General features: G+C 42.1%; 14 protein-coding genes. 7 read left to right on the top strand and 7 right to left on the bottom strand.

Going from position 1 to position 11942, the window contains the following annotated elements; genetic code table 11:
• Positions 1-17 precede the first annotated feature (17 nt).
• Positions 18-995, bottom strand: a complete 978-nt coding sequence (gene epmA, locus C0J08_RS04060) for an EF-P lysine aminoacylase EpmA (RefSeq protein WP_212654841.1) — start codon at positions 993-995, stop codon at positions 18-20.
• A 57-nt stretch (positions 996-1052) separates the two neighbouring features.
• Entirely contained in the window at positions 1053-1265 is a 213-nt protein-coding gene (locus C0J08_RS04055; RefSeq protein WP_212654840.1) for a hypothetical protein, read from the bottom strand.
• Between the two features lie 104 nt (positions 1266-1369).
• On the opposite strand from C0J08_RS04055, the gene C0J08_RS04050 reads away from it, so the two are divergent.
• Positions 1370-2191: a LysR family transcriptional regulator gene (locus C0J08_RS04050; protein WP_212654839.1), complete on the top strand. Its 822-nt coding sequence runs from the start codon at positions 1370-1372 to the stop codon at positions 2189-2191.
• Between the two features lie 5 nt (positions 2192-2196).
• Here C0J08_RS04050 and C0J08_RS04045 read toward each other — a convergent pair whose 3' ends face one another.
• Both C0J08_RS04045 and C0J08_RS04040 read right to left on the bottom strand, forming a co-directional pair.
• On the bottom strand, positions 2197-2838 hold the full coding sequence (locus C0J08_RS04045; RefSeq protein WP_212654838.1) for a LysE family translocator: 642 nt from the start codon (positions 2836-2838) through the stop codon (positions 2197-2199).
• A 2-nt stretch (positions 2839-2840) separates the two neighbouring features.
• Positions 2841-3728 carry an EamA family transporter gene (locus C0J08_RS04040; RefSeq protein WP_212654837.1) on the bottom strand — a complete coding sequence of 296 codons (888 nt, stop codon included), beginning with the start codon at positions 3726-3728 and terminating at the stop codon, positions 2841-2843.
• Between the two features lie 310 nt (positions 3729-4038).
• Here C0J08_RS04040 and C0J08_RS04035 point away from each other — a divergent pair, with 310 nt between their 5' ends.
• Positions 4039-5457, top strand: a complete 1419-nt coding sequence (locus tag C0J08_RS04035) for an aminotransferase-like domain-containing protein (protein ID WP_212654836.1) — start codon at positions 4039-4041, stop codon at positions 5455-5457.
• 106 nt (positions 5458-5563) lie between these two features.
• Positions 5564-6556 (top strand): NADP-dependent oxidoreductase, encoded by a 993-nt coding sequence (locus C0J08_RS04030; protein ID WP_212654835.1) that lies wholly within the window; start codon positions 5564-5566, stop codon positions 6554-6556.
• A gap of 57 nt (positions 6557-6613) precedes the next feature.
• Here C0J08_RS04030 and C0J08_RS04025 read toward each other — a convergent pair whose 3' ends face one another.
• Positions 6614-7342, bottom strand: a complete 729-nt coding sequence (locus C0J08_RS04025; RefSeq protein ID WP_212654834.1) for an SDR family oxidoreductase — start codon at positions 7340-7342, stop codon at positions 6614-6616.
• Between the two features lie 232 nt (positions 7343-7574).
• Here C0J08_RS04025 and C0J08_RS04020 point away from each other — a divergent pair, with 232 nt between their 5' ends.
• The 3 genes from C0J08_RS04020 (at position 7575) to C0J08_RS04010 (ending at position 10935) form a co-directional block, all read left to right on the top strand.
• Positions 7575-8015: a DoxX family protein gene (locus C0J08_RS04020; protein WP_212654833.1), complete on the top strand. Its 441-nt coding sequence runs from the start codon at positions 7575-7577 to the stop codon at positions 8013-8015.
• A gap of 371 nt (positions 8016-8386) precedes the next feature.
• Positions 8387-9565, top strand: coding sequence for a helix-turn-helix transcriptional regulator (locus C0J08_RS04015; protein WP_212654832.1), 1179 nt, complete (start codon positions 8387-8389; stop codon positions 9563-9565).
• A gap of 110 nt (positions 9566-9675) precedes the next feature.
• Positions 9676-10935: a serine hydrolase domain-containing protein gene (locus tag C0J08_RS04010; RefSeq protein WP_249344498.1), complete on the top strand. Its 1260-nt coding sequence runs from the start codon at positions 9676-9678 to the stop codon at positions 10933-10935.
• A gap of 93 nt (positions 10936-11028) precedes the next feature.
• Here the strand turns inward: C0J08_RS04010 and C0J08_RS22625 are convergent, their stop codons facing one another.
• The gene (locus tag C0J08_RS22625; protein WP_249344496.1) at positions 11029-11304 is read right to left on the bottom strand and encodes a GNAT family N-acetyltransferase; all 276 of its coding nucleotides are present in this window, start codon (positions 11302-11304) and stop codon (positions 11029-11031) included.
• A gap of 19 nt (positions 11305-11323) precedes the next feature.
• Entirely contained in the window at positions 11324-11476 is a 153-nt protein-coding gene (locus C0J08_RS22620) for a hypothetical protein (RefSeq protein ID WP_249344494.1), read from the bottom strand.
• Positions 11477-11684: 208 nt separating this feature from the next.
• Between C0J08_RS22620 and C0J08_RS04000 the strand changes: the two genes are divergently transcribed.
• Positions 11685-11942 (top strand): helix-turn-helix domain-containing protein (locus C0J08_RS04000; protein ID WP_212652675.1); only part of this gene is annotated, 258 nt, incomplete at its 3' end.

The following is an 11942-nucleotide window of genomic DNA, read 5'->3' as shown; positions in this document are numbered from 1 at the left end:
CTAAAAAAACAGAAAAATTACGCCCGAGAGTGAGCAAACGGTAATACCTCTGCGATATGTGACTTATGACACATTAACATTAGCAAGCGATCCACGCCTAACGCCACACCCGCACAATCCGGCAAGCCATGCTCCAAAGCGGCAATAAGTCGCTCATCAAACTGACGATCAAGCAAGCGCATATCCTTACGAGTCTGCTTATCTTCTGAAAAACGTCTTGCTTGTTCATTGGCATCGGTCAATTCATGATAGCCATTGGCCAACTCCATCCCCTGCCAATACAATTCGAAGCGCGCCGCCACTTGATGACCTTTTTCGTCAAGATGCGTCTTGGCAAGCGCCGCCTGAGAAGCCGGATAACTGTGTATAAAACAAGGAACATATTGACCAATAGCCGGTTCCACCACACTGGAAAAAAGCAGCTCGAGCAAGGTGTCACGATCCTCTTCCTGAAGGCCGTACTCTGTGTATTCATGAGCACATTCTTGCAACTGAAATAACGTCGCAGTAAAGGGATCCAATCCCGTATGACGTAAAAACGCCAATTGATAACTAAGGCGCTCGCACGTTAAAGAAACATCGTTTAAGAGCACCTTGAGTAAATCCTGAATCTCATCCATTAATTGCCAATGATCGAACCCCACTCTGTACCATTCAAGCATAGTAAATTCGATACTATGGCGACGGCCAACCTCCTCAGCACGAAACACCTTACCTAACTGATAAATAGACCCTGAGCCAGCACAAAGCAAACGCTTCATTGCAAATTCTGGGGAGGTTTGAAGGTAATAAGTCAGGTCTTCACCTTGTGAACGTGTCTTACTGGTTAAAACTTCAATATGTGGATCAGTGATACTACCAAGAGACAAGCATTGCGTGTCTACTTCCATCACTTCGCGTTCATCGAAAAAAGCTCGAATGGCTTTTAGTAGCTGCGCACGCTTTTGCAAAATAGAAAGATTCGCACTGGGTTGCCACAAAGAAGCCTCATACATAGAAAAACACTCTGAAAAATAAAGCTCATGATAACAAATATAGTGTTAAAAATGAGCTTATTTGATTTTCAGTAATCTATTTACCATCTTTGAGACAATTCTATATTGCTTAGCTAGACATAAAATAAATCGGCCTTTGTCATAACTGTTGGCCTCATAAAAGGCTTGTTCCTCACGCAACTGGACAGTCGGTGAGGCTTGAGGAAATGGAACATGCCCAATACCATTATAATGAGTCTTTCTTAGCTTGTTATCACGGTTATCATCCACCTGCTCTCCTCCCTCATAAAACTAAAGCTGAATGGCTATTGACTGCTTAATAGATTACGAGATATTTTCTTTTCAACAATAAAACAAAATAAAAAGAGCTTTTCATGAATGAAAAGAAAATAGATTGGAATGACCTGAAACTCTTCCTTGCTGTTGCACGAGAAGGCGGCCTTTCCGCGGCAGCACAATCGACTCAACGAAGCCCAGCAACATTGGGTAGAAGAATGTATGAGTTAGAGCGAAACATGGAACGTGAACTCTTTATTAGACATGACCGTGGTTATGAATTAACGACGGATGGCAAGACATTATTAAAAGAACTGACTCAAGTTGAAAGTCAAATCTATCGGCAAACCACCTCACCCAATAAAAGCTCCCGCCCCTTAGTTAAAATTTCTGCGGGCACTTGGACGACGCTTTCATTAATAAAAAACCTCGATCTGCTTGTAGGTTCACCAGCAGATATATTGCTACGCTTTATTTCAGCAGAAAAAGTTCTCGACATATCGCATCGTGAAATCGTTATAGGTATCCGCAATCAACGACCAAAAGAAGACTCTCTAGTATGCCGAAAGCTGGCACGAGTTGAGTTCGCGCCTTATGCAACAAAAAGCGCGCCAGACTCTTATATAAAAGTACTGGCTGATACCCCATCAGCGCGTTGGCTTCAGAATAATATCGCTAGCGATGATATTGCTTACGAAGTAAACAATCCAAGAAATAGCCTTGATTTGGCTCTTGAAAACAAGGGAATTGCGCTGCTTCCAACTTTTATTGGCGACAACCAAACAGCATTACAGCGCGTTGGAAATATCGTTGAGGAATTAGGCCACGACCAATGGCTGGTGACCCATCACGAAGACCGCTATTTGCCAGAGGTTCGCAAGTTAATCCAAAACATCGGCACAATATTAAAGCAATCATAAAACACCTAGGGAGCCAACTTACTCAGCAAAATTTTAAGACCTGCCACGCCAAACATCAGTGCGAAGACAGCATCAAAGCCGCGTTGCATTTTGAAATAACCTTGGCGAATTCTTGGATTTGAAAACAACACTGCGTAACCAAAATTTATGCAAGCACTCTGAATCGTTAATAAGATAATGACAGACAATAAGCCTTGTGTGGACACTGAACTCGGCATTCCCATGGCAAATAACGATCCTAAAAATAGAATCGCTTTAGGATTGGTTAAATGTATCGCCAAACCACGAAAGTAAGCGGAACGCAAAGTCATGTGTCTGCTCTCTAACGCAGACAGCATTTTATGTGTATTCGATTGATTCGCCATTACTGAACGACAAGATTTATAAGCCAAAAATAATAAATATACTGCACCAACATACCGTAAGCTTTCGAATAACCAGACATTTGCATACAACACAGCCCCTAAACCAAAGGCCGTCGAACAAGACCAAAAAACAGAGCCTGTGAGTATGCCTGATGCTAACGCCAAACCTTGCACTCGCCCCTGATTCATTGACGTCGATGCAATCGCCAAGGTCGCAGGCCCAGGACTTGCCATCGCGACAAAAGCGCCCATTAATATCAAGGTATAGTGGATTTCTTGCATCGCTAAATCTCTCTCAATCTTTTAAAGAAACTCAATTTTGGCATTGCCATTTGCCCGACAAATAACCCCAGTAAAATCAACCCGGCCGCGATAATTTGACTCATTACCAGAGGTTCATCGTAAAACCAATAGCCACCTAAAATACCAAACACAGGCACCAATAATGTCATAGGTGCGACCGTCGAAACAGAGTATTTCATGATCATCTTATTCCAAAACCAGTAACCCAAGAGCGTCGTTGGGTAAGCTTGAAATAAAACCGAAAATAGCGTCCATTGAGTAAATTGACTCGGCAATTCACTAATCACTTGCATGCCTTCGGAAATAACCGCCAAAAACAATAGAGGCAAAGGGGCAAAAAGCATTCCCCAAATATTAAAAGCAAATATAGCTTTGGTGTTCGCACGTTTGACGATCAAACCATTAACACTCCAACATACCGATGCCATTAATACTAAGACTAACCCCTTCCCAGTAACAGAACCGCCATCCGCGTACATAATCAAGGCAAGACCAAGTAAAGCCAATCCAGCACCAAGCAATTTATTACGAGTAATGGTTTCGTTTAGACACAGCCAGCCTACCAATAAGCTGCTAACGACACTCATATCCAACAATAAAGATGCCATGCCCGCCGAGACACCCGCGCCAATCGATAAGGTGGTTAACCCCCAAACACCGACACCAAAAGACAAGCCGTAAGCAATCAAATAACGCCACGGCACATCTGGTTTTTTAATAAAAAAGATCAAAGGAAACACCGCAAAACTAAATCGTAACGCAGTGAGCACTAAAGGATGGACGCTATTCACGCCAAGCTTGATCACACTGAAATTCAATCCCCACAACGCCATCAAGGCAAACAGCAAGCCAAAGTCTCGTAATTTCATCATTCGTTCCTAAATTTTCTAATAGTTGGTGAGCACCACAACATTCCAATAAACGCCGTGTTTCGATGAGGTAGGAACTAGTTTCGTAAAAAACATAGCGTTTATTGAAATAGTCCTATCTCAGCACCGCAATAAACTCTTATGTTGAGTCAGTGTGGTGATTCCTGAGGTAGGCGTTAGTTTCGAGAGGAAGCACCACACTGACTCAACACTGCCGCTAGTATCACTAGAAAACAAAAAAGAACACAGATTCAATTTTCAATAAAAATAAGAGTACAATTCAGGAGAAAGAAATATTTTTGGAGAGACTATGGCGCTTTATAAAACTTTGGCTCAACATTTTATCGACGACATACAAGCGCAGAGATTACCTGTGGGAAGTCGTTTACCTGCATTAAGAGCCATGGCAAAGCAGCATCAAGTCAGCATGACAACTGCCACAAAAACCTATGACTATCTTCAACAAACCGGTTGGATTTATGCGCAACCTCAGTCAGGGTATTTTGTTGCCAACCAAATAGAAACAACCAGCTTTCCAAGTCTAGACATCAAAAGCATTGAACAAAGAGACCCCAAACGCTTTGCCCCTTTAAATGGCTACAATCCAGCTTCATCACTTTTTAGCCCGCTTGGCACTTCGATGATTTCGCCAAGTTTACAGCCGAGCGTCGCTCTTCAGCGCAACATCAAACGCGTGACACGCAGAGCGGGAAATCATCTTTTTCAATACCCTGAAACACAAGGTGATCAAGGTCTTAGAAAAGCCCTTGCGGAACATTTACGCCACTATAACCTAGCCTTTTCGGCAGCCGACTTTGTGATTACCAATGGGTGTATTGATGCGGTAAGACTGGCCGTCGAAAGCGTTACCAAAGAAGGTGATACCATTGCCATAAGCTCTCCTTGTTTTAGTGGCTTGCTCGATTTGCTCAGCGCCCTTTCCCGCAAAGTGATTGAGATCCCTATTCACGATAATGGCTTGGATTTAGACCACTTAGAAACCTTATTACAACAAGGCTTGATCAAAGCTTCTCTGTTCAGTACATCAAATATGAATCCCACCGGCATGACGCTGCCTATTGAACAAAAACAAGCGCTAGCCAAACTCGCCGCGCAATACCAAACGCCCATGATAGAAGACGACGTCTATTTCGAATTAGGTCACCAGAAGCAACAATCTCTGCCAGCAAAATATTGGGATAAAGAAGGCTTTGTGATTTGGTGCGGTTCTTTTTCTAAAACCTTGGCGGCGGGATTGCGGCTTGGCTGGTGTCTTCCAGGACGATATTTATCGTCTTATCTTAATCAACACGCCTTAACCAGCTTTGGTGTGAATGGGCTTATACAGACTTGTTTGGCAGAATTTATTAACACGGGGGAATATCGCTCCCATGTGAATAGAATACGCACAGTGTTGAACCAACACATCCACAGTTATCAGCAATTTTTGATCGAACATTTACCCAGCAATGCCAAAATTAGCGCACCACAAGGCGGTATTGTCCTTTGGGTACAAATCCCCAGTCTTAATGCGCTACAGCTTGAAAAAGAAGCCAACAAGCAAGGTATCGACATCCGCAGCGGCGCATGTTTTAGCACCCATGATTTTTATCACGACTGCTTCCGTATCAACTGTGGCTGGCCACTCGAAAATACTGGGGATAAATACAGTACTTATCAACAATTAATCCGTTTATGTGAGTTAATCAACTCTTCCACTAAACCTTAGACAAGATAGCTTGAGGGAAATTGCACAATTACTCCTTTAATCCTAACCTTTAGATCAATAAAAAAAGCCCAAACTAGCTGTATAAACATGAAGAGGAATATTTGATATGTCTTACCGTTCCATAAAATTGATAAAACGCCCAGATTTAAAAATTACTGAAGATGTCTTTAACATTGTCACCCAAGACATTCCAACGCCAAAAGAAGGCGAAGTACTCGTTAAGCTTTCTCACATTTCATTAGATCCGGCCATGCGTGGTTGGATGAGCCCTGATGAGAACAGCTATATCCCACCAGTTAAATTAGGCGATACCATGCGTGCCAGTGGTATTGGTGAAGTTGTCGAATCTAATAATGAGAAATTCCCTGTTGGCTCACGAGTGATGGGTCTTATGGGACTCACTGAGTATGCTATTAGCGATGGCAATGGACTCAATATGATTCCAAAAGAATTACCAGCAGAAGCAATTTTGTCCGTCATTGCCCTACCCGGCATCACGGCCTACCACGGTGTATTCGAAGTTCTTAAACCTGAAGCGGGTCAAACACTTATCGTCACAGCGGCAGCGGGTTCTGTCGGCTCTTTGGTTGGGCAAATGGCGAAAAACCTTGGTCTAACTGTCATTGGTGTGGCGGGTTCTGATGATAAATGCCAATGGTTAACCAAGGAGTTGGGCTTCGATCACGCGATTAATTACAAAGACGCGGATTTTGTCGAGCAACTCACGCAAGCAACACCAAACGGTATCGATCTGTTTTTTGAAAACACTGGCGGCGTAGCTCAAGGGCCGATTTTTGAACGCATGAATCCACATGGGCGCATTGCCGTTTGTGGTCTTATTGCCGAATACCAAAAAGAAGAAGCCTCTCCTGGACCAAGCTGGATTGGCATCATTAAGCGCCGTTTAACTATCCAAGGCTTCACTATGCCAGATCATTTCCATCGTATTCCTGAATATGGTCAAGCATTGGGCGCGATGTTAAGTAAAGGTGAGCTACAGTACCGTGCTCACGTCATTGAAGGGATTGAAAGCGCAACCAGTGGCATTAACCTACTGTTTGAAGGTAAAAACACTGGCAAGTTGATCGTTAAGTTATAACGGTTAACACATAGAAAAACCTTTGCACGAAGCAAGTTGTCGTGCAAAGGCTTCTAGCTATAGGTCGAATTGTGATGGCAACATCACCACGTCTCGAATCGTTACATGGCGTGGACGCGTTAACATAAAGATTAGAGCTTCCGCCACATCGCTGGCTTCCATAAGGCTGCCTTTTGCTTTGGCTTCTGCAAGTTTGTCTGCTGGCCAATCAGATAATAAAGAGGTAATCACAGGACCAGGAGAAACCGAGCCGACGCGAATGCCATGTTGACTGACTTGTCTACGCACTGTTTGTACAAAACAATTCATTGCCCATTTTGACGAGGCATAAACCGGTTCCCAAGGTGTCGGAAAATGACCCGCTAAGGAACTGGTTATTAAAATATCCCCTACGCCACGTTCTATCATATGCGGCAAAACATCTCGTACGTTCTTGATCACCACATTAATATTCAAATTCAGCATTCGATCTATCGCGTCATTATCGGCATCGACTAAATCACCACCAACATACAACCCCGCATTGGCGTGAAAAATATCGATGACTTCGGTCTTATCTAAAATCTTCGCGACCATGGTTGAGCACTCAGCAGGATTCAACAAATCCACAGACAAGGTCATTACGGCATCGCCATGCTTGTCTTGTAAAGCTTGTAAGGCCACATCATCACGATCGACAATAACAACCTGAGCGCCTTGTGCAATCATACCTTCCACACTCGCAAGTCCTATTCCTGACGCGCCACCGGTAACAACGGCCACTTTTCCTATTAATGCTTTTGACATGCTCAACCCTACTTATTGTTATTTAGATAACAACACGCTACCACTCTCAAAAACAAACTCTGCTACTTTTTTGCGGATAAATGATCCAAATTGGCTTTCTAGATCGTCCTTATAAAATGAAAGGCAAAATATTGAGAAGCTGCGGATGAAAAGCAGAAACAACAGTATGTCCAATAACCATGAATACTATTGCCTACACAGTTAACTAAAACCACCATTAAGGTAAAGCGAAATGAAATCATCTTTAATTCAAACACTAACGAATACAACTTCTGGCATTGCGAGCACTATTTTGCGTATTCCAGTAGGCCTGATCTTAATGGCACACGGTGCACAAAAACTGTTTGGCGCATTTGGTGGTTATGGATTAGAAGGAACGGGTCAATGGATGGCATCCATTGGTTTAGAACCGGGCTATTTAATGGCGCTTTTAGCTGGTAGCGCAGAATTCTTTGGCGGTTTGGCACTTGTAATCGGTTTGCTTGTTCGTCCTGCGTCAGCCGTCATTGCTTTTACTATGCTAATGGCTATTTTCTCTGTACACATATCAAATGGTTTGTTTATGGCAAACAATGGTTATGAATATGCCCTAACACTGTTAGTAATTGCTGTCTCTTTAGTATTCAGCGGTGCCGGCTCATTCTCTATAGATAAAGCCATGTCTAACCAATAAATTATTTGCTTAGCTGAACGTAACCTAAAGCCCTCGACCTGCATGCAAAGACCGAGGGCTTTTATCATCGAATACCATTAAGAACAGAAAATTATTGCAATAACAAGATGTTATCTAGCTGGTGAAAGAATGATCAAAATACAAAATGAAAACAATCTAAAATATAAATAGTTTGTTGTGTAAACAATACTTCTATTTAATAGTTTACTAATGTATCTTCTAATCAAATCGCCCCTAAAATAATAATTAGAGTGCCAAAATGCGATTTACACTTATGGAAATACCGTCATCATCTTGTTATTGACTGTAGACTTCTCCTAGGTGAAGAAACTACTGGCACCTACCACCTGTGTAAATACACGGAGGCCACCATGATTGAAAGTTTTTTAAATCAACTTTTGCCAAAGGTTTACAGTTGTGCCCAGCATCCGCAACGATGGACCAGTATTCTTGATGAGCTACGTGAAATATTAGAAGTTGAAAGCGTTGCCGTGCAAATATATGAATTATCAGATGATGGCGATGTCTCTGAAGTCTTCTTAATGCGCGACTCCCAATCAATCATCAATGCCGAACTTCATGATAAATGGGTCAATAATTGCGACAACCCACGTCTTAGTTATGACTTTACTGATAGTCTAAGCATTGTTCGTGACGAAGAACTCTTTTCCAATAGCTGTTCAAGATACCAAAGCTTTCAGAAAAGACTTGCTATGGCCGGTTTAGGTTTGGCCATCTCATTAGAACTTAGAATATCACCAAATCGCTGTTTCAACTTAATTGCCCATCGCAAACATGGTGACTCTCGACGATTTGATATAAAAATCGAACAACTCCTACAATCACTGGCCCCGCATATACAACAAACTATTCTGTTACATGATCAATTTCAGGCATTGTTAGCCAGTAACACTGTCATTCAGCAAACAACAGACAAACTGACCATTGGTATGATGCTAATTAATCAATATGGTAAAGTCAGTTGGCACAATAACAGTGCGGTTAGCATTATTGAGGAAGTCGACTATCTAGATCTAATTGATAAAGAATTACGTTTTCATCACAAAGTAGATCGAGATAACTTTTTCCAATTACTACAACAAACGCTTTCTTCAACTGAGTGCTCTTCTTACCCACTTTCCATCATTGGTGAATATCAATCTTGCCCTATACAACTTTTAATCACCCCGATTACATCCACCCAGTCGATTCATTTAATGCAATCAAAACAGCCACTCACTTTTGCTCTGTTTCTGTCTAATAATCAAAATGAAATGGCACTTTCAGATCCCAATATCGGACGTTTATTTGGGCTGACTCCAGCAGAAGTGAAATTGGCTAGCGCATTAGCCAATGGTTTTACCCTAACAGAGTACGCCAGTGATAAAGGCATCTCTGTTGGCACAGCACGCATACAATTAAAAAGTATTTTCTCTAAAATGGGCGTTACACGTCAGCCTGAGTTGGTTAAAGCGCTTTGGTCATCGATTCTTCCTCATGTAAATCAATTAGAAAATGATCGTCTATTGCACGAAATCAGGCCCTTATAAGCTTTTTTTTATCCTATTTGGGATATGACAAGTCTAGATAAAGTCCTCATTATTTGTTTTGTAGGAAAACAATTTCCAATCTAAACGTTAATAAAATAAGAGAGACGAACATGCTAAAAAAAATAAAAACCGTGCAATGTTTTATCAATGCCAGCTTACTGTCTTCTATTGCTATCTTACCCATGGCCGCTCAAGCGGTTTCGGAAGTCGATCCATTAGTAGCGGCTGTAGGGCCTAAATCGGAAGTGCCAATTGCTATACAAAATCTACGCTGGGCCATGCTTGATGGCGACGTGAACACACTGACATTTCGTTCAATGGACACATTGTTTACCACTCGCCAAGTCGGCCATTCAGGCAACGTCACCCCATTTATTCACAATGATCAGCCACTAGACTTTACCTATCAGTATGAAGGTAAGAGCTATACGCCAGAGCAGTTTTTAGACAGAACATACACCAATGCGATGATCATCATTAAAGATGACAAAATCGTTTATGAAAATTATCGCAATAACTCTAATCAAGACACGCACTTCATGGGTTGGTCGATGACCAAATCTATGGTTTCCATCTTAGTGGGTGTTGCGCTTCAAGAAGGTCGAATTAAGTCCCTTGATGACGACATCACCACTTATTTACCGGAATTATCTGAAGGTGCCTATAAGGGCGTGACCATTCGCCAAATTCTTGCCATGAAATCCGGTGTCGACTATGAAGAGCGTTATGACTTTGCCAACCCTGGTGTCGCCGCTAAAAACCATATTTTAGCCTTGGTGAAAAACGTTGCACGCTTTGTTGAACCAGCAAAAACCATCAAGCGAAGCCATGAACCAGGCACTTTTTGGGCTTATAAGACCATTGATACTGCGGTTTTAGGGCTTTTATTAGAACGTGTTAGTGGCGGTAGCAATGTCGCTTCTTACATGGCACAACATCTATGGGAACCAATAGGCGCTGAATCAAACGGCTTCTTCATCATGGATGGTCAACCTGGTGTTGGCCGAGAATTCACTGGTGCAGGCTTCAACGCAACAGCACGTGACTATGCACGTGTCGGTCAGATGATGCTGCATAACGGCAAGATTAATGGCAAACAAATCGTTTCCCCAGAATGGGTAAAACTGTCTACAACACCTGTTGATAAAGAAGATCCGAAAATGGGTGGGTACGGTTATCAGTGGTGGACGATGCCAAATACTAACGCTTATTCAGCAATCGGTTTGCAAGGTCAGTTCATTTACGTGAACCAAGATGAAAATACTGTCATTGTTAAAATGAGCTATTTCCCTCAAGACCAAATGGACGCTGCTGAAGCAGAGACACTACAATTCTTTGATTCAGCCGCTAAATGGAAACCAGCTAACTAAACTGCATTTTTGATAAGCCTCCCTTTCTAAGAAGTTATGATTCAGTAAACTTCGTAACTTCTTAGTTTTTTAACGCCTTTCCCCTAAGAACCTCTAAAGCCTAATATACAGACGTAGCATGTCTTGATGTTGGATACCTTGTTCAAAAATAGGTTTTGAGTAATGATCCAAAAAGTAATCTTTGACAACAGAATCAACTCGAAAACCTGCGCGTTGATAATAGGTCAATTGATAACCAAAACAACCGGTTCCTAACTCAACTCGCTTAACCTTATGCTTTTTAAGTTCCGATAAGACAAAGTCTAGTAATTTAGAGCCAATTCCCTTACCTTGATGTGAAGGCCAAACAGACATATTTAAAATCTCCACACACTCCTCTGTAAAATACTTAACCACAGAAGCCCCCAACAATCTCTTCTCCCTCAATGGCCGCAAAACAAATTGAGCCCTGCAAAGAAGCACGTACATTTTCCTCGCAAGGATCGGCCTCTAGTAAAAGTGATATTGGTATCAGGTCAGAATGGATTTCAATAAACTTCATCGTTTCCTCCATTTTCATGTCATTATGACTGAATAAGAGTATCGGCGAGCTTAAAGACATTTACTCAGATATGAACCCTTAGTTAAAAAAGAAACACTATCAGCAACCCTTTAAGACAGGACCAAAAAAAGCCCCGATAGTTTCCCATCGAGGCTTTCATGTTCATTGTGTCCCGTCCTGAAATAGGTTTACACCTAGGAGACCTATTATGGGGACATCAAGTAATACCAAGCGCAAGCGTACTCAACGTGACTACACAATGGGCTTTAAATTACAGATAGTGATGGCCGTCGAAAAAGGCGACATGACTTATAAGCAAGCTCAAAAAATCTATGGAATCCAAGGGCGATCAACGGTGCTGACTTGGCTTCGAAAACACGGCAAAATGGATTGGTCTACCAAAGTGAGGCTACCCATGTCTAAATCCCCGAAAGCCAAAGAGACACCTGCTCAAACAATCAAAAGA

Source organism: Marinomonas sp. CT5, assembly GCF_018336975.1.
Taxonomy (GTDB): domain Bacteria; phylum Pseudomonadota; class Gammaproteobacteria; order Pseudomonadales; family Marinomonadaceae; genus Marinomonas.
This window is presented reverse-complemented; position numbering and strand designations above follow the sequence as displayed.